The sequence below is a fragment of the Variovorax paradoxus genome (genome assembly GCF_029919115.1).
In the GTDB taxonomy this organism is placed as follows: domain Bacteria; phylum Pseudomonadota; class Gammaproteobacteria; order Burkholderiales; family Burkholderiaceae_C; genus Variovorax; species Variovorax paradoxus_O.
In genome coordinates this window covers 215,581-237,203 of the sequence record NZ_CP123990.1, presented here as the reverse complement: position 1 = coordinate 237,203, position 21,623 = coordinate 215,581, and the positions used below count along the sequence as shown (strand labels likewise).

25 protein-coding genes are annotated in these 21,623 nt (G+C 65.9%); 9 read left to right on the top strand and 16 right to left on the bottom strand.

Features of this window, described 5'->3' with window-relative positions; genetic code table 11:
- Positions 1–11 precede the first annotated feature (11 nt).
- Positions 12–650, top strand: coding sequence for a GDSL-type esterase/lipase family protein (locus QHG62_RS01110; RefSeq protein ID WP_281148982.1), 639 nt, complete (start codon positions 12–14; stop codon positions 648–650).
- Between the two features lie 9 nt (positions 651–659).
- Here QHG62_RS01110 and QHG62_RS01105 read toward each other — a convergent pair whose 3' ends face one another.
- The 4 genes from QHG62_RS01105 to QHG62_RS01090 all read right to left on the bottom strand — a co-directional run bounded on the left by QHG62_RS01105 (position 660) and on the right by QHG62_RS01090 (position 2,969).
- The gene (locus QHG62_RS01105) at positions 660–1,181 is read right to left on the bottom strand and encodes a class IV adenylate cyclase (RefSeq protein WP_281148981.1); all 522 of its coding nucleotides are present in this window, start codon (positions 1,179–1,181) and stop codon (positions 660–662) included.
- A gap of 311 nt (positions 1,182–1,492) precedes the next feature.
- Positions 1,493–1,855, bottom strand: a complete 363-nt coding sequence (locus QHG62_RS01100; protein ID WP_281148980.1) for a hypothetical protein — start codon at positions 1,853–1,855, stop codon at positions 1,493–1,495.
- Entirely contained in the window at positions 1,852–2,445 is a 594-nt protein-coding gene (locus tag QHG62_RS01095) for a cob(I)yrinic acid a,c-diamide adenosyltransferase (protein WP_281148979.1), read from the bottom strand. The genes QHG62_RS01100 and QHG62_RS01095 overlap by 4 nt, the downstream gene beginning before the upstream one ends.
- Before the next feature lie 23 nt (positions 2,446–2,468).
- Entirely contained in the window at positions 2,469–2,969 is a 501-nt protein-coding gene (locus QHG62_RS01090) for a DinB family protein (RefSeq protein WP_281148978.1), read from the bottom strand.
- An 87-nt stretch (positions 2,970–3,056) separates the two neighbouring features.
- Here QHG62_RS01090 and QHG62_RS01085 point away from each other — a divergent pair, with 87 nt between their 5' ends.
- Positions 3,057–4,481: an FAD-binding oxidoreductase gene (locus QHG62_RS01085; protein ID WP_258503188.1), complete on the top strand. Its 1,425-nt coding sequence runs from the start codon at positions 3,057–3,059 to the stop codon at positions 4,479–4,481.
- A gap of 75 nt (positions 4,482–4,556) precedes the next feature.
- Here QHG62_RS01085 and QHG62_RS01080 read toward each other — a convergent pair whose 3' ends face one another.
- The 10 genes from QHG62_RS01080 to QHG62_RS01035 form a co-directional block, all read right to left on the bottom strand.
- Entirely contained in the window at positions 4,557–5,447 is an 891-nt protein-coding gene (locus QHG62_RS01080) for a CsgG/HfaB family protein (RefSeq protein WP_281148977.1), read from the bottom strand.
- A gap of 106 nt (positions 5,448–5,553) precedes the next feature.
- On the bottom strand, positions 5,554–6,504 hold the full coding sequence (locus tag QHG62_RS01075) for a ParB/RepB/Spo0J family partition protein (RefSeq protein WP_281148976.1): 951 nt from the start codon (positions 6,502–6,504) through the stop codon (positions 5,554–5,556).
- On the bottom strand, positions 6,504–7,049 hold the full coding sequence (locus QHG62_RS01070; RefSeq protein ID WP_281148975.1) for an RBBP9/YdeN family alpha/beta hydrolase: 546 nt from the start codon (positions 7,047–7,049) through the stop codon (positions 6,504–6,506). Before QHG62_RS01070 ends, QHG62_RS01075 begins: the two co-directional genes overlap by 1 nt.
- Before the next feature lie 44 nt (positions 7,050–7,093).
- Positions 7,094–8,005 (bottom strand): ParA family protein, encoded by a 912-nt coding sequence (locus tag QHG62_RS01065; protein ID WP_281148974.1) that lies wholly within the window; start codon positions 8,003–8,005, stop codon positions 7,094–7,096.
- A gap of 7 nt (positions 8,006–8,012) precedes the next feature.
- Positions 8,013–8,627, bottom strand: a complete 615-nt coding sequence (locus QHG62_RS01060; protein WP_281148973.1) for a LysE family transporter — start codon at positions 8,625–8,627, stop codon at positions 8,013–8,015.
- A gap of 114 nt (positions 8,628–8,741) precedes the next feature.
- A complete protein-coding gene (rsmG, locus tag QHG62_RS01055) occupies positions 8,742–9,383 on the bottom strand; it encodes a 16S rRNA (guanine(527)-N(7))-methyltransferase RsmG (protein ID WP_281148972.1) in 642 nt (213 codons plus the stop codon).
- On the bottom strand, positions 9,380–11,341 hold the full coding sequence (gene mnmG / locus QHG62_RS01050; protein WP_281148971.1) for a tRNA uridine-5-carboxymethylaminomethyl(34) synthesis enzyme MnmG: 1,962 nt from the start codon (positions 11,339–11,341) through the stop codon (positions 9,380–9,382). Before mnmG ends, rsmG begins: the two co-directional genes overlap by 4 nt.
- Positions 11,342–11,523: 182 nt before the next feature.
- Positions 11,524–12,411 carry a transglutaminase-like domain-containing protein gene (locus QHG62_RS01045; RefSeq protein ID WP_281148970.1) on the bottom strand — a complete coding sequence of 296 codons (888 nt, stop codon included), beginning with the start codon at positions 12,409–12,411 and terminating at the stop codon, positions 11,524–11,526.
- 31 nt (positions 12,412–12,442) lie between these two features.
- Complete coding sequence (locus QHG62_RS01040; RefSeq protein WP_281148969.1) at positions 12,443–12,589, bottom strand: hypothetical protein; 147 nt, start codon at positions 12,587–12,589, stop codon at positions 12,443–12,445.
- Entirely contained in the window at positions 12,589–12,774 is a 186-nt protein-coding gene (locus tag QHG62_RS01035; RefSeq protein WP_281148968.1) for a DUF1328 family protein, read from the bottom strand. Before QHG62_RS01035 ends, QHG62_RS01040 begins: the two co-directional genes overlap by 1 nt.
- 180 nt (positions 12,775–12,954) lie before the next feature.
- On the opposite strand from QHG62_RS01035, the gene gstA reads away from it, so the two are divergent.
- From gstA to gloA2, 6 genes are all read left to right on the top strand, one after another.
- The gene (gene gstA, locus QHG62_RS01030) at positions 12,955–13,563 is read left to right on the top strand and encodes a glutathione transferase GstA (RefSeq protein WP_281148967.1); all 609 of its coding nucleotides are present in this window, start codon (positions 12,955–12,957) and stop codon (positions 13,561–13,563) included.
- Between the two features lie 146 nt (positions 13,564–13,709).
- Positions 13,710–14,492, top strand: a complete 783-nt coding sequence (locus tag QHG62_RS01025; protein WP_281148965.1) for an enoyl-CoA hydratase-related protein — start codon at positions 13,710–13,712, stop codon at positions 14,490–14,492.
- Positions 14,493–14,518: 26 nt separating this feature from the next.
- Entirely contained in the window at positions 14,519–16,363 is a 1,845-nt protein-coding gene (locus QHG62_RS01020) for an acyclic terpene utilization AtuA family protein (RefSeq protein ID WP_281151465.1), read from the top strand.
- A 96-nt stretch (positions 16,364–16,459) separates the two neighbouring features.
- Positions 16,460–17,563 carry an alkene reductase gene (locus tag QHG62_RS01015; protein ID WP_281148964.1) on the top strand — a complete coding sequence of 368 codons (1,104 nt, stop codon included), beginning with the start codon at positions 16,460–16,462 and terminating at the stop codon, positions 17,561–17,563.
- Between the two features lie 69 nt (positions 17,564–17,632).
- On the top strand, positions 17,633–18,118 hold the full coding sequence (locus tag QHG62_RS01010) for a RidA family protein (protein WP_281148963.1): 486 nt from the start codon (positions 17,633–17,635) through the stop codon (positions 18,116–18,118).
- On the top strand, positions 18,115–18,540 hold the full coding sequence (gloA2, locus tag QHG62_RS01005; RefSeq protein WP_432445568.1) for an SMU1112c/YaeR family gloxylase I-like metalloprotein: 426 nt from the start codon (positions 18,115–18,117) through the stop codon (positions 18,538–18,540). Before QHG62_RS01010 ends, gloA2 begins: the two co-directional genes overlap by 4 nt.
- On the opposite strand, the gene QHG62_RS01000 is transcribed toward gloA2, so the two are convergent.
- The gene (locus QHG62_RS01000) at positions 18,498–19,952 is read right to left on the bottom strand and encodes a sensor histidine kinase (protein WP_281148962.1); all 1,455 of its coding nucleotides are present in this window, start codon (positions 19,950–19,952) and stop codon (positions 18,498–18,500) included. The genes gloA2 and QHG62_RS01000 overlap by 43 nt on opposite strands.
- Positions 19,949–20,638: a response regulator transcription factor gene (locus QHG62_RS00995; RefSeq protein WP_281148961.1), complete on the bottom strand. Its 690-nt coding sequence runs from the start codon at positions 20,636–20,638 to the stop codon at positions 19,949–19,951. Before QHG62_RS00995 ends, QHG62_RS01000 begins: the two co-directional genes overlap by 4 nt.
- Positions 20,639–20,777: 139 nt before the next feature.
- On the opposite strand from QHG62_RS00995, the gene QHG62_RS00990 reads away from it, so the two are divergent.
- Complete coding sequence (locus QHG62_RS00990) at positions 20,778–21,620, top strand: alpha/beta hydrolase (RefSeq protein ID WP_281148960.1); 843 nt, start codon at positions 20,778–20,780, stop codon at positions 21,618–21,620.
- Positions 21,621–21,623: the final 3 nt, after the last annotated feature.

The window sequence follows — 21,623 nt, the reverse complement described above, 5'->3', positions numbered from 1 at the left end:
TCGCGCGCGGCATGAAGCGGCGACACCTGTTCCACCTGCTTGCCGGCGTGCCCGCAGCCGCCCTCCTGGCAGCCTGCGGCAAGCGCAAGCCTTCTGCTGCAGCGTTGAAACCGGATGCCCGCGTGCTCGCCCTGGGCGACAGCCTGACCTTCGGCTACGGCGCACCGCCCGGCGCGGCGTGGCCCGTGAAACTGGGCGAGCTCACCGGCTGGCAAATCGAAAACGCCGGCATCAATGGCGACACTTCAGCCGGCGCGTTGGAGCGCCTGCCGGCTCTGCTGGCTGCAGAAAGCTATGACGCCATCCTGATCGGCATCGGCGGCAACGACATGCTGCGCGGCGTGCCGCCCTCGGCCACGCGCGAGAACCTCGCAGCTCTTGTCAGCCAGGCCCGTGCGCACACGCCCTACGTCGCGCTGCTGGCCACGCCAGCACCCGATGCCATGCGCGCGGCTGTAGGCTCGCTGAGCGATGCGCCGTTCTACGAGGAAGTCGCGAAGTCGGGGCAGGCACTGCTGGTTGCCAATGTGTATTCGAGCGTGCTGTCGGACACGTCGCTGCGCTCCGATCGCATCCACGCCAACGCGCAGGGCTACGCCAAAGTAGCGGAGCAGCTCGCGGACCAGCTCAAGGCCGCGGGCTGGTGCTGACAACGGCGCTCAGGCGGCCTGCTGCAGCAGATCGACGTAGGCGCCCTGCACCAGCTGGTCGGATGCAATGCCGAGTTGCGCCATGAGCCCATGGGCCTCGGCCACGCCAGCCTCGGCGGATTCGCCTTCTTTCAGCACCACTTCAAGCTCGAGAAATTCACCGAGCCCTTCCACACGGTCGAGGTGTACGCGCGTGCGGCCCACGATGAAAAGCCGGCGCTGCTTGCGTACACGGCCGGCTTGACCCCACGCGAGCGTGAGCGATTCGCGCAGCGTGTCGGGCGTGGTGGTGGGCGAGATCAGATAGAACGATTCCTTGGGGCCACTGCTGTTCGCGCGGCGATAGAAGATCAGCTCGGCGCGGTCGGGCGCAAAGGTGCGCAGCTTGAGACGGTCGGCGCTGTTCTCGCAGCGGAAAAAAGTGTCATCCTGTGCGATTTCGATGGGACCTGAATCAGCGAGCTTCGCGGCAATGAGTGCCACGCGTTCCACGCTGTCGATGCGGGCCTTGATCTCTATGTTTCTTGCCATCTGTGGTGGATCGCTGTGTGCGGTATGGAGGGCTTATGGAGGGCTTTGTTCAGGGCGTCATTGTTCTTGGCGCTGCTGTTCAGGGCTTGTGCAAAGGCCACCGGGTACTCCCCTCCGCGAATGTCCCCCGGGGCTGCGCCCATGTCCCCCGGGGCTGCGCCCCTCCTCCTTTATTTCGCTGCGCGGAGCACCCGATGCCCTGTGCACCTGGGCACGCCGCAGCGAAATAAAGGAGGAGGCCGCAGGCCGGGGGACATTCGCGGAGCAAGGTACCCCGTCGGCGGGTGCGCACCACGAACGAGGCGCTCCAATCAGGGCGCGTTCCCTTGCGGCCCCACAGGCGGGGGCGCAGCGCGCCCACTGGAACCCGGCGCCAGCTTGCGCCCGAAGGACTCGCCCACTCGGCGCACAGGCCGGCTCGCTTTTTCCGATACGTTGTTGACACCGCGCCGCGTTGCGTCTTCCGCGCGATCGATGCCTCGGCCCGCGGCATTGGTGCCGCGCTGCACGCTATTCACAACCTTGCTGTCGCGCGGCGGCGGATTGAGCGTGTGGGCACGCTCTGCCTTGGGCGGGTTGTCCGCGCTCTGCGCATGCACGGCGGGCACGGACAACAGCAGTACCGCTGCTGCTGCAACGGAAAAGGCGTGGGCAATTGTCTTCAACGTCTTCATGATGGGCTTCCTTCGTCTTTGGCATCGGCGGCCGCTGCGCGCGCCATGCGCTCGCTCTTCCAGTACACGTCGTCGCCGCCGTTCATGCGATTGAGCACACGTGCGAGCACAAAGAGCAGGTCGCTGAGCCGGTTGAGATACTGGCGCAATGCCTCGTTGAGTTCGGCCGTGGCACCGAGTGCCACCACCGCGCGCTCGGCCCGGCGTGCCACCGTGCGGCACACATGCGCGAGCGAGGCCGCGCGCGTGCCCGCGGGCAGGATGAATTCAGCCAGGCGCGGCAAGGCGGCGTTGTGCTCGGCAAGGGCATTGTCCAGCTGCAGCAGTGCATCGGCCTTCAGCAGCGTGTAGCCGGGCATCGAAAGCTCGCCGCCCAGGTTGAAGAGCTGATGCTGCACGTCGACCAGCAGCTCGCGCACGGGCTCTGGCATGGGCTCGCACAGCAGCAGGCCGAGCTGCGAGTTGAGTTCGTCCACGTCGCCCATGGCATGCACGCGCAAGTGGTCCTTGGGTACGCGGGTGTTGTCGCCCAAGCCTGTGGTGCCGTCGTCGCCGGTGCGGGTGGCAATTTGTGAAAGTCGGTTGCCCATGGGCGCTCCTGTTCTTGTGTTTTCTACGGCCCGACCCTGGACGCGTCGATCTTGCCGAGCAGCCACTGCAAGCCTGCAAGATGCTGCTGGTCGTGGCTGCAAAGGTAATGAATGAGGCTGCGCATGGTGAGCGGTCCGTAGCCCTCGAACACCGCAGGGCGTGCGAGTTGCTCTTCGCTCAGCTGCGAGATGATTTCCATCGTCTGCGCACGTGCAATCCGGAACTCCGCCAGCACCCGTGCCGAATCGGCCTTGCCGTACGCGCGTTCGATGGCAAGCGGTTCGCTGTCGATCGATGCCAGCGTGGGGTTGTCTTCTTCGAGCGTGCGTCGAAAGCGCTCGTGGTAGCCCTCGATCTCGATGTCCCGTACATGGCACAGCTGTTCGATGGCGGTGAAGGCCTCGCTGGGCACGCCGTTCCATGACCGCGGGGCCCAGTGGCGGTGTGCCTCCGGAATGATCGCGTAATGGGCCTCGAGCAGTGTGGGAAATGCCGCAAGGGCAGCGAGCGTCGTAGGGTTCATGGCTTTTTCCGAAGCGCATTATGGTGCTCGCTCCGTAAAATGGCCGAACAGCGCCCCCCGCACCCACATCACTCCAGGAGACACCCGATGAACGCCCCGACCCAAACCTCGCACCTGCTGCCGGAGCTTCATCTGCGCGACGTGCCTGCCGCCCTCATCGACGGACTGAAGGCCCGCTTCGGTGCCAACTGTTCCACGGCCATGGCGGTGCGCACCCAGCATGGCCGCGACGAGTCGTCGTTCGACGCCCCGCCCCCTTCGGCCGTGGTGTTTGCCGAAAGCACGCAGGACGTCGCCGACGCCGTGAAGCTCGCGAGCGAACACAGCGTGCCGGTCATTCCCTTCGGCGTGGGCTCATCGCTCGAAGGCCACCTGCTGGCGGTGCAAGGCGGCATCAGCATCGATGTGTCGCGCATGAACAAGGTGCTGTCGGTCAACGCCGACGACCTCACGGTCACGGTGCAGCCAGGCGTCACGCGCAAGCAGCTCAACGAAGAGATCAAGAGCACGGGCCTGTTCTTCCCCATCGATCCGGGTGCGGACGCTTCCATCGGCGGCATGACGGCCACGCGCGCGAGCGGTACCAATGCGGTCCGCTACGGCACGATGCGCGAAAACGTGCTGGCGCTCGAAGTGGTCACGGCCAGCGGCGACGTCATCCGCACCGGCACCCGTGCCAAGAAATCTTCCGCCGGCTACGACCTCACGCGCCTCATGGTGGGCAGCGAAGGCACGCTGGGCGTGGTGACCGAGGTCACGCTGCGCATCTACCCGCTGCCCGAGGCCGTGTCGGCCGCAATCTGCTCGTTCCCGAGCATCGAAGCCGCCGTGCGCACCACCATCGAGACCATTCAGCTGGGCGTGCCGATTGCGCGCGTGGAACTCATCGACGTGAACACGGTGCGCATGGTCAACGCCTATGCCAAGCTCAACTTGCGCGAAGAGCCGATGCTGCTGATGGAATTCCACGGCTCGCCGGCCGGCGTGAAGGAACAGGCCGAGACGGTGCAGGAGCTCGCCAGCGGCCACGGCGGCAATGCCTTCGAATGGGCCAGCACGCCGGAAGAACGCACACGGCTGTGGACCGCGCGGCACAACAGCTACTTTGCCGCCGTGCAATCCCGTCCGGGCTGCCGCGTGATCTCCACCGACACCTGCGTGCCCATCTCGCGCCTGGCAGACTGCCTGCTCGACTCCGTGGCCGAGGCGGACGCCAGCGGCATCCCCTACTTCCTGGTCGGCCACGTGGGCGACGGCAATTTCCACTTCGGCTATCTGCTCGACCCGAACATTCCCGAAGAGCGCGTGAAGGCCGAAAAGCTCAACCACGACCTGGTGAGCCGCGCGCTGGCGCTCGAAGGCACCTGCACCGGCGAGCACGGCGTGGGGCTGCACAAGATGGACTTCCTGGTGACGGAAGCGGGCGTGGGCGCCATCGACATGATGCGCACGATCAAGCGCGCGCTCGATCCCAAGAACATCATGAATCCCGGAAAGATCTTCGCGCTCTGATCCGCTCGAAGACGCATTGAAAAAGCCCGGGGCTCTTGCGAGCCGCCGGGCCTTTTTAATGCCAAATGCCGCGTGTTACCTGCGGCGGCGGGCCGGTTGCTCCGCCGGTGCCGAGGTCTGCGACGGCGCAGCGCCGCCGTCCACGCCCAGTCGGCCGCCGCCGCCAAGGCCCTGCCCGCGCACGGTTTGCGCCTTGTAGTTGCGCAGCGAACGAACCATCTGGTTGAACGCATCCATGAAGGCCGCGGCAATCACCTTGCCTTGTGCCGTGTTCGTGTAGCCGCCCAGGCCGCCGCCGGCACGGCCGCCGAATACCGAGCCGAAGGCCCCGAAATCGGTCTTCGAGGCGCTGCCTTCCGAAGCCGCGACCTGCACGCCGGAGCGGTTGTCGATGAGGGTCAGGAGCGCGCTGGCTTCCTTGGTCTGCATGCTGCCGCCGACAGCGGCCAGGGCACGGCCACGGTTGCCGCCGACCAGCCCGCCCAAGGCCCCGCCGATGCCGCCCGCATCGCTGTTGCTGAAAACGATCTCGGGCGAAAGGCCGTAGTCGGAGGCCACCATCTGGCCGCGTCCGAAGTTGCTGCCACCGCGCATTTCGCCCGACTGCATGAGCGCGCGTTCACGGTTCATGGCGTTCATGCCGGCCGCGCCGCGTTCGACCACCACGAAGCAGTTCGACTGCTGCACCAGGAGGCGCAGCAGGTTGGCCGTGGGCGGCAGGCGGTACTCGCCGGTGAGAATGGTGTACCAGCCGGAGTTCACGTTCTCGATGAGCGAGACGGTGCCGAGTGGCGACTCGCAGCGCTCGAGCTGGCTGCTTTCGCCTGCGGTTGCCGAACCTGCGGCGCTGCCGGTGGCGGTGGTCTTGGCAGACTGGCTGCCCATCTGCATGTCCGTGGTCACGCAGCCGGTCAGCAGCAGCGCACCCGCGGCCACGGCCGCGAACGGAAACTTGTTGAATTTCATGAAGGACTCCCTCTCCTCGAGATTTGCGATTTGAAATCAGCGGAGAGGATACGCGTAAAAGATTGCAAGAAACAATCACGCAAACGTTCGAGCCGCGGCCTGCCGGCTAGGCCGTTCGGCGGATGCGTTCTATCAGGCCGTTGAGCGCCTCGATGGAGCCGAAGTGAATGGCGAGTTCCCCGCTCTCCTCAAGCTTGCCGCCGCGCTTGCTGCGCTTCTTGATGCGGACCTCGACCTCTGCAGTGAGCAGGTCGGCCAGCTCTTCTTCCACGCGCTGCAGGTCGCGAGACTTTTCGCCGTCGTTCCCGCGGCGCGAAGGCGTCAGCGTGAACTCCGCGGCGAGCCGCTTCACCAGTGCTTCGGCTTCGCGCACCGACATCTTCTTGGCGGCGATCTGGTTGGCGGCGGTGATCTGCGTGCCGCGGTCCAGCGAGAGCAGCGCCCGGGCGTGGCCCATGTCGATGTCGCCCGCCATCAGCATCTGTTGTGCCGGTTCGGCCAGGTTCAACAGGCGCAGCAGATTGCTGGCGGCGCTGCGCGAGCGGCCCACAGCCTGCGCCGCAGCTTCGTGAGTGAGCCCAAACTCCGAGACCAGGCGTTGCAGGCCTTGGGCTTCTTCGAGCGGGTTGAGGTCTTCGCGCTGGATGTTCTCGATCAGCGACATGGCTGCCGCAGACTCGTTGGGCACGTCGCGCACCAGCACCGGCACCCGGTCGAGGCCCGCCAGCTTGGCCGCACGGAAGCGGCGCTCGCCCGCAATGATTTCGTACTCGGCGTTCTTGGCGGCGGCCGATGCCTCGTCGAGCCGGCGCACCAAAATCGGCTGCATGATGCCCTGCACCTTGATGCTCTCGGCCAGCTCGTACAGCGCGCCTTCGTCCATGCGGGTGCGCGGCTGGTAAACGCCGGCCACCATCTGGTCGAGCATCAGCGTGTTCGGGTTCTGCGCCGCGGCGCCCTCTTCCGACCCGTTGTTGTTATCGGCGGCGGGTGCGGCCGTGGGGCCGAGCAGCGCTTCGAGGCCGCGCCCCAGGCCCTTGGGTTTCTTGGTCGCCATCAGTGCTTGTCTTTCGAGATTTCGTTCAATAGTTGCCGGCCTTCGGGCCAGTCGCCCAGGCCGGACTCGGCGTTCAGGTGGCCGCCCGCGCCGGCGTCGACAAAGCGCGCACCCCAGTCGTCGGCCATTTGGCGGGAGCGCTTGGCGTCGCAGTAGGGATCGTCGTTGGCGGCAATCAGCACCGACGGAAACGGCAGTGGCTTGCGCACGATGGGCGCCCAGCCGGGAATCAGCTGACGCAGGTCGTCGCGTTCCAGGTCACCGGGCGCAACCAGCAGCGCGCCGAGCACCTTGTGCGTGTTGCGTGAATGCGCAGCCCAGGCGGCCACGAGGATGCAGCCGAGGCTGTGCGCCGCAAAGGCCACCGGGCCGGGCGCGGCCAGCACTTCTTCCTCAAGCCGCGCGGACCAGTCGCCCCGCAGCGGGCGCATCCAGTCATGCTGCTCGACGCGGCGATCGCCGTACAGCGACTCCCAGCGGGTTTGCCAATGGCCGGGGCCGCTGTTCTGCCAGCCCGGCAGCAACAAGATGCGTGAGGTTGTCATTTGCTCGCTACGAACTTGAAGGCGCGCGTCCTGCGGGGACGGCGTCAGATGCTTTTTTCGCTGGTGTCGGGCGCGGTTGCCGGTGCCAGCACGTCTTCCGGAATCGCGAGGTTGGGAGCGGCCGGCGCCACCTCTGCAATCGGAGGCGCCACGGCGCCCGACGCGAATGCACTGGCGGGCGGCATCTTCTCGACCAGCTCCTTGGCAAAGGCAATGAAGGCTTGGCTGCCGCGGGCGGCGGGGTCGAACACCACACCAGGAAGCCCGTAACTCGGCGCTTCGGCAAGCCGCACATTGCGCGGAATGACCGTGTCGAACACCTTGTCGCCGAAGTGGGACTTGAGCTGTTCGCTCACCTGCTGCTGCAGGGTGATGCGCGGATCGAACATCACGCGCAGCAGGCCGATGATCTGCAGGTTCTTGTTGAGGTTGGCATGCACCTGCTTGATGGTGTTGACCAGGTCGGTCAGCCCTTCGAGCGCAAAGTATTCGCACTGCATCGGCACGATCACGCCATGGGCGGCGCACAGGCCGTTGAGCGTGAGCAGGCTCAGGCTCGGCGGGCAATCGATCAAGACGAAGTCGTACTCGGCGCCCACGGCCGCCAGTGCGGTGCGCAGGCGCTTCTCGCGGCGGTCGAGCGCCACCATTTCCACCTCGGCGCCGGCCAGTTCGCGGTTTGCGCCCAGCACGTCATAGCCGCAGCCGCCCTCCACCAGCTTGTCGGCCTGCACGCGCGCCTCGGCCACGGAGGCCGATTCGAGCAGCACGTCGTACACCGTCAGCTCCAGCTGGCGCTTGTCGATGCCCGAGCCCATGGTTGCATTGCCCTGGGGGTCGAGGTCGATCATCAGCACACGCTGGCCGACCTTGGCCAAGCCGGCGGCAAGGTTGACGGTGGTGGTGGTCTTGCCGACGCCGCCCTTCTGGTTGGCAATGCAGAAAATCTTGGCCATGTGGGGATCAGCGGGAAATGGCGAGCTTGACGCCGAAGGCAATCAGAAAAACGCCCGCAAGCTTTTCGAGAGCGCCTGAAATACGTGGATTGGCACGGATGCGTTCAGCCAGAAAGTGCGTGAGCAGCGTGGATGTGAGACCGTACATGAAGGTGAGCGCGGCAATCGTCACTGCCATGGCGCCGAAAGTGACCACGCCCTGATGGCGCGCCGGATCGACGAACAATGGGAAAAAGGCCATGTAGAACACGATTGCCTTGGGGTTCAGCAAGGTGATCATCAATGCCTGCCGCAAGAAGTGGCTGGGCCGAATGTTGAGAATCGGTGCTGCGCCGGGCTTGGCAAGCAGCATCTTGAAGCCGAGCCAGGCAAGGTAAGCAGCGCCCAGCCATTGCACCGCCTTGAATGCGGTCGGGTACGCGGCCAGCACCGCAGACACACCCGCCACGGCGGCCCACATCAGGAACTGGTCCCCGATGATCACGCCCATGGTGGCAGCCAACCCGCCGCGAATTCCGCCTTTGCTGGTCGAAGTGATCAGCGCCAGATTGCCCGGGCCGGGAATCAGGAGAAAGAGGATGATGGCAGCGACGAATGCGCCGTAGTCAGCAATGCCGAACATGGGATTTGCCTCGAAAAAGAGAGCCAAGGGGAGGCGTCGAGTCTAAGCGAGGCGAGCGCTGCAGAGAGCGTGAAGCACCGGCTTTCGCCGGGTGACTCCGCTTCTTTTTCCGGTTCAGCCGACTTCTTTGCGCGCCCAGACGATGCAGCGCTCCGCATCCAGGCCGGGAACCGCGAGTTGTTCCACGTGAAACACTTCGACGGCGTCGGGCAAAGCGGCAAGTTCTTCCGTCGGCACCTTGCCCTTCATGGCCAGCCAAACGCCATCTGGTGGCAGCAGATGCTTCGACCCATTGAAAAAATCCGGCAGAGACGCGAAGGCGCGCGAACTGATGATTTCATAGCTGCCCGTTAGCGACTCGACCCGGGCATGCAGTCCGCGCAGGTTGGACAGTTCCAACTCGGCAGCCACCTGCTGGACAAAGGCCGCCTTCTTGGCAACCGCATCCAGGCAGCTCACGTCAAGATCGGGGCGCATGATGGCAATTACCACGCCCGGCAGTCCACCGCCTGATCCCACATCGAGCAACTTGCCCTCCCCTGCCCACTCGCGCTGCAGCGGCGCGACTGCGGCCAAGCTGTCGAGCAGATGGTGCGTCAACACACTGGCCGGGTCGCGCAGGGCTGTCAGGTTGTAGACCTTGTTCCACTTGAGCATGAGCGTGCCGTAGGCCAGCAACTGCTCTGACTGTTTATCGGACAAGGCGGTGCCCAGGGCTGCCGCGCCTTGGCGCAGCGTATCGATGGGCGCGCTCATTGGGCGGATTGCGATTCGGGAGTCGCTGCTTCCGTCGCCGCGTCACGATTGAAAGCCTTGTGGCCGCCCTTTCGCAGATGGATCATCAGCAAGGAAATTGCAGCGGGCGTCACACCCGAGATGCGCGAAGCCAAGCCCAGCGTCTCGGGCCGGTGCTTGTCGAGCTTCTGGCGGACTTCAAAGCTGAGCGCCTTGACCTGGCCGTAGTCGAAATCAGGTGGCAGGCGCAGGTTCTCGAAGTGCGCGGCTCGTTCCACTTCGTCATGCTGTCGCTCGATGTAGCCAGAGTATTTGGCCGAAATCTCGATCTGCTCGATCTCCGTCTCGCTGAGCGCGGAGGCCGCGCTGTACTTTCCACCGTCCAGCGACATCAGGGTTTGATAGTTCACATCCGGACGGCGCAGCAGATCGGCCAGGTTGTATTCATGTTCGATGGCCTTGCCCAGCACGCGCTCCGACTCGGCCGCCGGCAGATTGCGCGGATTCACCCAGATCGACTTGAGCCGTTGTGTTTCACGTGAAACAGCATCGCGCTTGCGGCTGAAAGCGTCCCATTGCTCATCGCCGACCAGGCCGAGCTTGCGCCCTGCTTCGGTCAGGCGCATGTCTGCGTTGTCCTCGCGCAGCTGCAACCGAAACTCGGCGCGGCTGGTAAACATGCGATACGGCTCGGTCACGCCCTTGGTAATAAGGTCGTCGACCAGAACGCCCAAGTAGGCTTCGTTGCGGCGCGGCAGCCAAGCCTCTTCGTCCCGGCACTGCAGTGCGGCATTGATGCCGGCAAACAAGCCTTGCGCTGCAGCCTCTTCGTAACCCGTGGTGCCGTTGATCTGACCGGCAAAGAACAGGCCCTTGATTGCACGCGTCTCGAAGCTGCTCTTGAGCTCACGCGGATCGAAGTAGTCGTACTCGATGGCATAGCCTGGCCGCAGGATGTGGGCGTTCTCCAGGCCCGGCATCGAGCGCACAAGCTGGTACTGAATGTCGAACGGAAGGCTGGTCGAAATCCCGTTCGGGTAGTACTCGTTCGTGGTCAAGCCTTCGGGCTCGAGAAAGATCTGATGGCTTTCCTTGTCGGCGAAGCGGTTGATCTTGTCTTCCACGCTCGGACAGTAGCGCGGACCGACGCCATCGATCTTGCCGGTGAACATCGGGCTGCGGTCGAAGCCGGAGCGAATGATGTCATGCGTGCGCTCGTTGGTGTGGGTGATCCAGCAGGCCATTTGCTGCGGGTGCATGTCGACGCGGCCCATGAAGCTGAACACCGGCATGGGCCCTGCTCCGCCCGGCATGCCGTCACCCGGTTGCTCGGTGCACCTCGAAAAATCGATGGTGCGGCCGTCGAGCCGCGGCGGCGTTCCGGTCTTGAGGCGGCCCTGGGGCAGCTTCAGTTCCTTGAGCCGCGCCGACAGGCTGATGGCCGGCGGGTCACCCGCGCGCCCGGCTTGGTAGTTGTCGAGGCCGACGTGAATACGGCCATCGAGAAAAGTCCCGGCGGTGAGCACCACGGTGCGCGCGCGAAATGCAATGCCCACTTGCGTGACCGCGCCCACCACTCGGTCGCCTTCCACCATGAGGTCGTCCACTGCTTGCTGGAACAGGCTCAGGTTCGGCTGGTTCTCCAGGCGGCGGCGGATCGCGGCCTTGTACAAGACGCGGTCGGCCTGAGCGCGGGTGGCGCGAACGGCCGGGCCCTTGCTCGAATTGAGAATACGAAACTGGATACCGGCCTCGTCGGTCGCAATGGCCATGGCGCCGCCCAGCGCATCGACCTCCTTCACCAGGTGGCCCTTGCCGATGCCGCCGATCGACGGGTTGCAGCTCATCTGCCCCAGCGTCTCGATGTTGTGGGAAAGCAGCAGCGTCTTGGCGCCCATGCGGGCAGCAGCAAGCGCGGCTTCAGTGCCGGCATGGCCACCGCCGACGACGATGACATCGAATTCTTCGGGATACAGCATGAAAGAGGGGGCGCACTGACGCGTGCGCTGCGCAAAGGGGGCACCAATTTTAATCGGGGGTGCTGCTTTGCGCCTGGAATGGGGGCAACGTGGTTAATTGCCTTGGAAAAGCCTCCGACCCCATACCTATCACTTGGCCAGTGCTATTATTTTAATAGCGCGCAACCAAGGTTGCACAAGGCCTAATCAGCAGCGGCGGCCAGCTCCACCACAGGCACCGGCTTTTCGATGCCCACCAGAGCGCCTGTGGGTTCGGGCTCGGCCGGCGGCGCCACGCTCTCGTCCTGCAGTTCGCGAATCACCAGCGTCTTGTCCGTCATGGCCACGGCGCCGAATATCGTGCAGAAGGCCACGTCCTTCGCGTCGCGCCCGGTGCCCACGCGCACCAGCCGATCGACCGGCGCCATGCGCGTCGGATCGAACAGCACCCATCGTCCGCCAAGCCAGGCTTCGAACACGGCATGGAAGTCTTGCGGCGGTTCGTCGAACCACACGTAGCCCACCACCAGCCGCGCCGGAATGTTCAGCGCACGGCAGAAGGTGATGCCCAGGTGCGCAAAGTCGCGGCACACGCCCGCGCGCTCCACGAACACTTCGCGCGCGGTGGTGGTCGAGTCGCTGCTGCCCGGTTCATAGGTGATGCTGTCGTGAATCCAGTCGACGATGGCCTGCACCCGCCCGATGCCCGGCGCAAGATCGCCAAAGAGCTGCTGCGCACAGCGAGACATCAGATCCGACTCGCAGTAGCGCGACGGCATCATGTAATGGAGTATTTCGTTCGACACCTCGTTGACAGGCACCTCCTGCAGATCGAGCGGAACGTCGACCTGCCTGCGCTGCACGGTTGCGCTGTAGCGAATCTTCAGCGGCCCGGGCTTGGCGTCGAAGCGCACAAAGCGATTGCCGCTTGACTCGTCGCAATACACCTGCACCTCCGTCGGCGGCTCGACAGTCAGCGATTCCCTGACCACGGCCTGCGAGCCCGCCTGCGCAGCCTCGATGTTGAGCAGCATGTGCGCGGGCGCGCTCACTTCGTAGCCGAGCTCTGCCTCAATGTGGGAGATGTGCATGCGCGCCTTGGGTTGTACGTTGTCGATCGATTCAGGCGTGCCGCCGGCGCGAGCGATGCTCCGGCAGTTGCCAATGCGTTTGGGTCACCAGCAGCACGCGCATCACGCGGTGCGCCGGGCTTTGCAGCAGCACACCCAGCGGACGCGCGCGCGGCCACCTCGGAACAAGACTGCGCATCAGTCGATGGCCTTTTTCACTGCCCCGATTCCCAATGCCGCGAGAACCACGAACACCACGGCCAACAGCAGGAACAGGCCGAACAGCAGCTTGGCAATACCGGCTGCACCGGCAGCAACGCCGCCGAAGCCCAGCACACCGGCCACCAGCGAAATGACCGCAAAAATGATTGCGTACTTCAACATCTGAGACTCCTTGCGGTGGGCCACCCCACCAGTGCGGCGAGCTTAGAAAGAGCCCGGCGCTGCACCGATAGTCGGCGCGCGCGAGCGGCCGTAGGACAAAACGCGCACCTCGAAACCCGCTAGCATGCACGGCGGTTCAAAGATCTTTTTCGCTATCCACATCCTTCGGAGATTCCTCGCATGAAGCTGTATTACTCGCCCGGCGCCTGCTCGCTCTCGCCCCACATCGCGCTGCACGAAGCCGGAATCGCCTTCGAACCCGTGCTGGCCAGCACCAAGAGCCACAAGCTGCAAGACGGCACCGACTACTACGGCATCAACCCGCTGGGCTATGTGCCGCTGCTCGAGCTCGACGACGGCACGCGCCTGCGCGAAGGCCCGGCCATCGTCCAGTACATTGCCGATCTCGCACCCACCAAAAATCTTGCACCGGCCGCCGGCACCCTGCAGCGCTATCGCCTGCAGGAGTGGCTGACCTTCATCGGCACCGAAATGCACAAGGGATACAGCCCGCTGTTCAACTCGGCCATGCCCGAAGAAGCCAAGAACATCTTCAAGGACAAGCTCAAGTCGCGCTACCAATGGCTCGACGGCCAGCTCGCGGACAAGCAGTACCTGATGGGCGAGCACTTCAGCGTGGCCGACGGCTACCTGTTCACCGTGACCAACTGGGCCAAGCCTACCGGCCTCGACATTTCAGGCTTCCCCAACCTGCAGGCATGGCATGCGCGCGTCGGCGCCCGCCCTGCCGTCCAGGAGGCGATGAAGGCCGAAGGCCTGTTGAAGTAAGACGAAGCGTTCTGAACGCACCTGCTAGCCTGCAAGCGGTCCGGCCCTCTAGGGAAAACCCCGGCCGCTTCAGCCACAAGCCGCATGTTGCGGCTTTTTTTTCGCGCCACGCTACGGGCTCCAGACTCCGAAGCGAAGGACCGACGATGGCCGAAGCCCCCTCCCCACCAGAACTGCGCGAGGAGATGCGCGGGCCCGTGATGTGGCTCACCATCGACCGCGAAGAGCGCCGCAACGCGATCAGCGCGGGCGTGCTCTCGGCCATGTCGAATGCGCTGGTGCGCGCCAACCAGGACCGTGCGGTGCGTGCCGTCGTCATTACCGGCAGCGGCACGCGCGCCTTCTGCGCCGGTGCCGATCTGCAAAGCGGCACCTCCTTCAAGTTCGACTACGCCGAGCCGCATCAAGGCTTTGCAAACCTCTTTCGCCAAGCGCGGCAATCGACCGTGCCGCTCATCGCGCGCGTCAACGGTGCCTGCATGGCGGGTGGCATGGGGATCATGGGCATGTGCGACATGGCAGTGGCAGGCAGCCACGCCGTGTTCGGCCTGCCCGAGGTCAAGGTCGGCCTCTTCCCTGCGCAGGTGCTCAGCGTGCTCGGCAACCTGCTGCCGCGGCGCGTGCTGGCCGAGATGTGCATCACCGGCGAACCCATCACCGCCGCCGAGGCCCTCGGGTACCGGCTCGTCAACCACGTGAGCGACGACCTCGATGCGAGTGTCGAGGGGCTGCTCGGCCGCCTGCTCGACAAGTCGCCCGCCGCCATACGCCGCGGCCTCTACACCATGAAGAAGATCGAAGCCATGGCCTTCGAGGAATCGATGGCGTTCACCGAAAGCCAGATCGGCCTCTTCGCGCTGACCGAGGATGCGGCCGAAGGCCAACTCGCCTTCCGCGAAAAGCGCAAGCCGCAGTGGAGCGGCCGGTGAACCGCATCGGCAGCCGGCAGCAACGCATGGTGCGCATCGGGGGCGCATCGGGCTTCTGGGGCGACAGCAGCGTGGGCGCACCGCAGCTCGTGGCCAGCGGCCACATCGACTACTTGGTATTCGACTACCTGGCCGAACTCACGATGTCGATCCTCGCGGGTGCGCGGCTCAAGAAGCCGGAACTCGGCTACGCCACCGACTTCGTCGCCGTTGCGATGAAGGCCGTGTTGAAGGACATCGTGCAGCAAGGCATTCGCGTGGTGAGCAACGCGGGCGGCGTCAATCCGGAGGGCTGTGCCAACGCGCTTGCCGCACTGGCCGCCGAGCAAGGCATCGCACTGAAGATCGCGGTGGTGAGCGGCGACGATGTATTGCCTTTGCTGCCGCAACTGCGCCAGGCGCAACCGCCCGTGCGCGAACTGCAAAGCGGTGCGCCGCTGCCCGAGCGCGTGCTCACGGCCAATGCGTATCTCGGTGCAAGGCCCATCCAGGCCGCCCTGGATGCTGGTGCGCAGGTGGTCATTACCGGCCGGTGCGTCGATTCGGCCGTGACGCTCGGGGTGCTGATGCATGAGTTCGGTTGGCAACCCGGCGACCACGACCTGCTTGCAGCCGGCAGCCTTGCCGGCCACATCATCGAATGCGGCTGCCAGGCCACGGGCGGCCTGCACACGGACTGGGACACCGTGCCCGACTGGCCGAACATCGGCTATCCGATCGTCGAATGCAGCGCCGACGGGAGCTTCGTCGTCACCAAGCCCGCGGGTACGGGCGGCAAGATCACACCCGCCGTGGTGGGCGAGCAGATGCTGTACGAGATCGGCGATCCCTCCGCCTACCTGCTGCCCGACGTGGTGGCCGATTTCACGCAGGTTCGCATCGAACAAGCCGGCGAACACCGCGTGGGCGTGCACGGCGCGCGCGGCCGCCCGCCCACTGCAAGCTACAAGGTGTGCGCCACGTACGTCGACGGATTCAAGACTGCATCGCAGCTCACCATCGTCGGCTTCGACGCGGTCGCAAAGGCACGCCGCACGGGCGAGGCGATCCTCGCGCGCACGAACACGCTGTTTGCGCAGCATGGCTACGGCCCCTACAGCGGCACGCAGCTCGAGGTGCTCGGCGCAGAGTCCTGCTACGGTCCGCACGCAAGCGCCCTGCAGACGCGCGAAGCTGTGCTCCGGCTCGCGGTCACGCATCCACGCAAGGAGGCGCTCGAGCTGTTCGCGCGCGAGGTGGCACCGGCTGGTACCTCGTGGGCGCCGGGCACCACGGGCGCCGGCGGCGGGCGCTCGCCGGTGTCGCCCTCGATCCGCCAGTACGCATTCCTGATCGACAAGCCGAAGGTCGAGCCGGGCGTGACGATCGACGGACAGCGCATTGAAGTGCCGCGCGATGCTGGTCCACAGGCCATTGATGCAATGTCGCCGGGGGCACCGGTGGATGCCAAAGCGGTGGAGTCTTCCCTGGACGCTGCTGCGGACGAAACAGATGCCCTCGAGGTGCCGCTCATCCGCCTCGCCTGGGCTCGCAGCGGCGACAAGGGCGACACATCGAACATCGGCGTCATCGCACGCCACCCTGCCCTGTTGCCGCTGCTGCGCACGCAGCTGACCGAAGCGCGCGTGGCCGACTGGCTTGCGCACTTGGTCAAGGGACCTGTCACTCGCTACGAAGTGCCGGGCATCGGCGCCTTCAACTTCGTCTGCGAACAGGCGCTGGGTGGCGGCGGCATGGCGTCGCTGCGCAACGATGCGCTAGGCAAGGGCATGGGGCAGATCCTGCTCGCAATGCCCGTGCGCGTGGGCGCCGCCCGGCTCGCGCTGCTGGAGGCCAGCGCCTCTGCAGTTCGGGCTGCGCCGCACGCCTAGCAGCAAACGGGCAACCGTGCCGCAGCAGGGTTGGCCGTGCGGGCTTAGCCTCGCGGCCTCTGTCCCACTTTTTCCGGCACTCTCCGGCCACACGCAATGCCTTCTCTTTTCGACCCCGTACAAGCCGGCGACCTGCAACTCGCCAACCGCATCGTGATGGCGCCGCTCACGCGCAACCGCTCGCCCAATGCCATTCCGCGCGACATCACCGCCACCTACTACGCGCAGCGCGCCACGGCCGGCCTGCTCATCACCGAAGCCACCGCCATCAGCCACCAGGGCCAAGGCTACGCCGATGTGCCGGGCCTCTACGGCACCGAGCAGCTCGACGGCTGGAGGCGCGTGACCGATGCGGTGCATGCCAAGGGCGGCAAGATCGTGGTCCAGCTCTGGCATGTGGGCCGCGTGTCGCACACCGAACTCCAACCTGACGGCGGCAAGCCTGTCGCACCCTCGGCCATCACGGCCAAGACCAAGACCGTGCTCATCAAGGACGGCGTGCCGACCTTTGTCGAAACCTCGGCGCCCCGCGCGCTCGATGCCGAAGAGCTGCCCGGCATCGTCCACACCTACGCCGCCGCCGCACGCAACGCAGTGGAAACCGCCGGCTTCGACGGCGTGGAACTGCACGGTGCCAACGGCTACCTGCTCGACCAGTTTTTGAAAGACGGCAGCAACAAGCGCACGGACGACTACGGCGGCAGCATCGAGAACCGCGCCCGCCTGCTGCTCGAAGCCACGCGCGCCGTGGTCGATGCCGTCGGCGGCGGCAAGACCGGCATTCGCCTGTCGCCTGTCACGCCCGCCAACGACGTGCACGACTCCGACCCGCAGCCGCTCTTCACCTATGTGGTGAAGCAGCTCGCCCCGCTGGGCCTCGCCTACATCCACATCATCGAAGGCGCCACCGGCGGCCCGCGCGAAATCGAAGACCGCCCCTTCGACTACGAAGCACTCAAGGCCGCGTACCGCCAGGCCGGCGGCAAGGGCGCATGGATGGTCAACAACGGCTACGACAAGCCGCTGGCCGATGAAGCCGTCAAGGAAGGCGACGACCTCGTGGCCTTCGGCAAGCCGTTCATCGCCAACCCCGACCTGGTGCGCCGCCTGCGCGAGAACGCACCGCTCAATGAAGTGGACAAGGCCACGATGTACGGCGGCGGCACCAAGGGCTACACGGACTATCCGACGCTGGCCTGAGCTCGCGAGCCGCGCGAGGGCCATGGCAAGATGCGGCGGTGCAACCACCCGCCACAGGAGAGAAACGCCATGGCCCGCATCGAACAGCGACTCGCAACCCTCGGCCTCGTGCTGCCGCCGCCGGTCTCACCCCCGCCCGGCGTGGTGCTGCCTTTCAGCTTCGTGCGCATCGCGGGCAGCCGCGCGCTCATCTCCGGCCACGGCCCGCTCAACCCCGACGGCACCATTGCCGCGCCGCTCGGCAAGCTGGGCCGCGAGCTCACCGTGGAACAGGGCTATGCATCGGCACGGCTCACCGCGCTCGCAGTGCTGGGCAGCCTGCAGCGCGCACTCGGCGACCTCGACCGCATCACCGCATGGACGCGCGTGTTCGGCATGGTGGCCTCCGCGCCCGGCTTCGACAAGCAGCCCGCCGTCATCAACGGTTTCTCGGACCTCGTGCTCGAACTCTTCGGGCCGGACGTCGGGGGGCATGCCCGCAGCGCCGTGGGCATGGCGGAGCTTCCGTTCAACATTCCCGTCGAGATCGAAGGCGAAGTGGAGTTCGAAGCTTGAGCACCATCCAACCTGGCAGGCTGCATCACGTCGCCGTCATCTGCGCCGACTACGCGGTGTCCAAGCGCTTCTATACCGAAGTGCTGGGCCTGCGCGTCATTGCCGAAAACTACCGCGCCGCGCGCAACTCGTACAAGCTGGATCTTGCGTTGCCCGACGGCTCGCAGATCGAGTTGTTTTCTTTTCCGGACGCACCGCCGCGCCCCACCCGGCCCGAGGCGCAAGGCCTGCGTCACCTGGCCTTCGAAGTGCCCGATGTACAGGCCGCAGCCGACGCGCTGGCCGCGCAAGGCATTGCAGTGGAGCGGCTGCGCACCGACGAATACACCGGCCGCCGCTTCACCTTCTTTGCAGACCCGGATGGCCTGCCGCTGGAACTCTACGAGGCCGGGCCGGAAGTCACACCCGGCACATTGCCGTAGCCTTCCTGCAGCGGACGATGATGCAGCTCCGCAAACGTCACGCTCACCCGCAGCCCTGAGGGCTCGGCGGCATCGAGCCGCAGCTCGGCGCCCAGCAGCTCTGCATAGCGCGCGACGATCGACAGGCCCAGCCCCGAACCTTGCCCCAGCTTCTGGCCAGCCGGGCCTTGGGCCCAGCGCTGCATCAGGTCGCGCTGTGCCTCGAGTGGAATGCCCGGGCCGTCATCGATCACGCTCAGCGTACGGCCCTCCAGTTCGACGGTGATGGTCCGTCCGCCGTAGCGCAGTGCGTTGTCGATCAGGTTGTCCAGGATGCCTTCGACAAGCGCTTCATTCGCCAGCACCGTGACGCGCTCGTCGAGGCCGCGTGCGCCCAGGTCGACACCGCGCGCATCGGCTCGGGCCAGGTGCCGCAGCACCGTTTGTTCCGCGAGGGCGTCGAGCCGCACGGGTTCGCGCGCAAGGCCGGTACGCGCCTCGTCGGCAAGCGCCAGCGCCAGCAGCTGGTCGATGAGATGGCTTGCGCGGGCCTGCCGCTCGGCCACACGCACGAGCTGTTCGCGCCACACATTGGAATCGTGCTGCGCAAGCCCGTATTCGGCCAGCGCGCGAATGCCGGCAAGCGGCGTGCGCAGCTCGTGCGCCACGTTGCCCACGAACTCGCGCTGCGCACGCACGCTGTGGTTCAACCGCTCGAACAGTGCGTTGACGGCATTGCCCAGGCGCTCCACTTCGCGCGAGGTGTCGACCACCGCCACCGGTGAAAGGTCATACACGTCGCGGCGGTCCAGCGCCTGCTGGAGTTCGCCGAGCGGACGCAGGTCGCGCCGGATGCCACGCCAGAGCCATACGGCAAGCAGAACCAGCAGCAGTGCCTGCGGCGTGAGCGCAAAGCCGAGCAGCTGCCGCACCAGCGCCGCACGGCTGAGCGTGGTCTGCGCAATGATCACGCGGTACGGCAAGAGCACCCCGGCGTCGGCCCCGTGATCGAGCACCACCGCGCGCAGGACCTTGCCTTCGTAGGTCAGGTCGGAGAAACGATAGCGGGCGCCCTCCTCGGGCAGCGCCGCATTCAGGCCCGCCTGGCCCGAGATCAACGTGCCGTCGGGCCGCTGCACGGCAAAGTACACCTGGTCGACCTGGTCGAACAGCACCGAGGCCACTTCACGCGGCGACAGCAACAGCTCGATGCCGCGTTCTCCCGCTTGCACGTTGGCAGAGAGCGCATAGGCATCGTCCAGCATGCTGCGATCGAAGGCCCGCTCCGAAAAATAATTGGCGACGACCAGCGCAATGACCGCGCCCAGCATCCAGGTAAGCGCCAACGGCACCAGCACGTTGCGCAGCACGCGGTGCGTGAGCGAAGGCGCGGCCTTCTGCCGGTGCGGCGCAGCGGGTGCGGTGCGGCTCACACTTCGGCTTCGAGCAGGTAGCCGATGCCGCGCAGCGTGCGAATGCCCGCACCCGAGCCCGCCAGCTTCTTGCGCAGGCGCGAGATGAAAGCCTCGAGCGCGTTGTCGCCCAGCGATTCGTCGAAGCTGGAGAGCTTGTCGGACAACGCGCGCTTGCTCACCGTGCGGCCCGGCGGACTCATCAGCTCCCACAGCACTTCGAACTCCCGCGCGGGCAGGTCGAGCGGCCCGTTCGCGGTCGAAAAACGACGCGCCTTGCGGTCGAGCTTCAGGTGGCCGAGCAGCACGATGTCTTCGGTTCCCTTGGCGCGCCGCACCAGTGCCCGCAGGCGTGCTTCGACCTCTGCCAGATCGAAGGGCTTGCCCAGGTAGTCGTCGGCGCCCGCATCGAGCCCGGCAATGCGTTCTTCGGTTCGGCCGCGCGCCGTCAGCACGAGCACCGGCGTGCGGTCGCCTCGCGCGCGCGCCTGGCGCAGGGCATTGAGCCCGCTCGCCAGGCCGCTCGTGGGGCTTGCCGTGGCCGGCAGGTTCAGGTCGAGCAGCACTGCGTCGAAGGGCTGCACCCGCCAGAGGTGGTCGGCGTCTTCCACATTGGTCGACACATCGACGCGATGGCCGGCGTCCGCAAGGCTGCGCAGCATCACGTCGCGCAGTACGGCATCGTCTTCGACAAGCAGGATTCGCATGGTGTGTGTGGTGGGTTGAGATGCCTATTCTTGCGCGAAGGAGGGTCAGCGGCCGGTCAGTGCCCAGCAGCGATAAACGCGCCATGAGCATACGACAGCAACCCGCGGCACGGGCCCTTTCTGGCACCGCTGCAATGCAATGAGCGCCCGCGATCCCTCCGACATGTTGAGCGTGCTGCACCCCGCGGTGCGACGCACGGCCATCGTGCTGCTGCATGGTTTATGCAGCACACCTGACGAGCTCCTGACCGTGCAATCGGCCCTGCGCGGCAGCGGTTATTCGGTGCATCCGATGCGAGTGGACGGCTACTCGTTCGATGCGGCCGCGCCGGTACAGCATGCCAAGCCCTACGAGCGCTGGATCGATGCCATCGAGGCGCAGGTCAAGGCATTGCGCGAAGGGCATGAGCGCGTGATGCTGATCGGCATTTCCGCGGGCTCGTCCCTTGCGCTCGGCGCGGCCATCCGCTGCGGCCGCGGCGTCGATGCGCTGGTGCTGATGTCGACCACCCTGCGCTTCGACGGATGGGCGATTCCGCGCACCCGCATGCTGCTGCCGCTGGCGCTTTACACACCGCTCGGCCGCCTGTGGCAATACCGCGAGCGGGCACCCTACGGCGTAAAGAACGAACGCGTGCGCGCATGGATCGAGCGCGAGCTGCGGCAGCGCAAGGTGTCGAGCGCCGGCAGCGCGCTGATCGGCATCGGCCACTTGCGCGAGCACGACCGGCTGATTCGCCACGTGAGGCGCAACCTGGGCCGCGTGCAATGCGCCAGCGTGCTCGCGCTGCATGCGCGTCAGGACGAAGTGGCCAGCGTGGCCAACCTCGACATCCTTGCGCGCGGGCTGCGCTGCAAGGAATTCCGCACCGTGGTGCTGCCCGACAGCTATCACATGATCACGATCGACAACGACCGCCACCACGTCGCGCGCGAAACGCTCGCCTTCGCCGATGCCGTGGCCCACGCCTTGCCCGCCTGAAAG

Bases quoted from the DNA above. Each gene is read 5' to 3' on its own strand.
- QHG62_RS01070 (WP_281148975.1), bottom strand. From the start codon at position 7,049: ATGACAACCTCACGCATCTTGTTGCTGCCGGGCTGGCAGAACAGCGGC.
- QHG62_RS01085 (WP_258503188.1), top strand. From the start codon at position 3,057: ATGAACGCCCCGACCCAAACCTCGCACCTGCTGCCGGAGCTTCATCTG.
- QHG62_RS00990 (WP_281148960.1), top strand. From the start codon at position 20,778: ATGAGCGCCCGCGATCCCTCCGACATGTTGAGCGTGCTGCACCCCGCG.
- QHG62_RS01075 (WP_281148976.1), bottom strand. From the start codon at position 6,504: ATGGCGACCAAGAAACCCAAGGGCCTGGGGCGCGGCCTCGAAGCGCTG.
- QHG62_RS01035 (WP_281148968.1), bottom strand. From the start codon at position 12,774: ATGTTGAAGTACGCAATCATTTTTGCGGTCATTTCGCTGGTGGCCGGT.
- QHG62_RS01060 (WP_281148973.1), bottom strand. From the start codon at position 8,627: ATGTTCGGCATTGCTGACTACGGCGCATTCGTCGCTGCCATCATCCTC.
- mnmG (WP_281148971.1), bottom strand. From the start codon at position 11,341: ATGCTGTATCCCGAAGAATTCGATGTCATCGTCGTCGGCGGTGGCCAT.
- gstA (WP_281148967.1), top strand. From the start codon at position 12,955: ATGAAGCTGTATTACTCGCCCGGCGCCTGCTCGCTCTCGCCCCACATC.
- QHG62_RS01090 (WP_281148978.1), bottom strand. From the start codon at position 2,969: ATGAACCCTACGACGCTCGCTGCCCTTGCGGCATTTCCCACACTGCTC.
- QHG62_RS01065 (WP_281148974.1), bottom strand. From the start codon at position 8,005: ATGGCCAAGATTTTCTGCATTGCCAACCAGAAGGGCGGCGTCGGCAAG.
- QHG62_RS01095 (WP_281148979.1), bottom strand. From the start codon at position 2,445: ATGGGCAACCGACTTTCACAAATTGCCACCCGCACCGGCGACGACGGC.
- QHG62_RS01015 (WP_281148964.1), top strand. From the start codon at position 16,460: ATGCCTTCTCTTTTCGACCCCGTACAAGCCGGCGACCTGCAACTCGCC.
- QHG62_RS01100 (WP_281148980.1), bottom strand. From the start codon at position 1,855: ATGAAGACGTTGAAGACAATTGCCCACGCCTTTTCCGTTGCAGCAGCA.
- QHG62_RS01080 (WP_281148977.1), bottom strand. From the start codon at position 5,447: ATGAAATTCAACAAGTTTCCGTTCGCGGCCGTGGCCGCGGGTGCGCTG.
- QHG62_RS01110 (WP_281148982.1), top strand. From the start codon at position 12: ATGAAGCGGCGACACCTGTTCCACCTGCTTGCCGGCGTGCCCGCAGCC.
- QHG62_RS01045 (WP_281148970.1), bottom strand. From the start codon at position 12,411: ATGCACATCTCCCACATTGAGGCAGAGCTCGGCTACGAAGTGAGCGCG.
- QHG62_RS01010 (WP_281148963.1), top strand. From the start codon at position 17,633: ATGGCCCGCATCGAACAGCGACTCGCAACCCTCGGCCTCGTGCTGCCG.
- QHG62_RS01020 (WP_281151465.1), top strand. From the start codon at position 14,519: ATGGTGCGCATCGGGGGCGCATCGGGCTTCTGGGGCGACAGCAGCGTG.
- QHG62_RS00995 (WP_281148961.1), bottom strand. From the start codon at position 20,638: ATGCGAATCCTGCTTGTCGAAGACGATGCCGTACTGCGCGACGTGATG.
- QHG62_RS01040 (WP_281148969.1), bottom strand. From the start codon at position 12,589: ATGCGCAGTCTTGTTCCGAGGTGGCCGCGCGCGCGTCCGCTGGGTGTG.
- QHG62_RS01025 (WP_281148965.1), top strand. From the start codon at position 13,710: ATGGCCGAAGCCCCCTCCCCACCAGAACTGCGCGAGGAGATGCGCGGG.
- QHG62_RS01105 (WP_281148981.1), bottom strand. From the start codon at position 1,181: ATGGCAAGAAACATAGAGATCAAGGCCCGCATCGACAGCGTGGAACGC.
- rsmG (WP_281148972.1), bottom strand. From the start codon at position 9,383: ATGAGCGCGCCCATCGATACGCTGCGCCAAGGCGCGGCAGCCCTGGGC.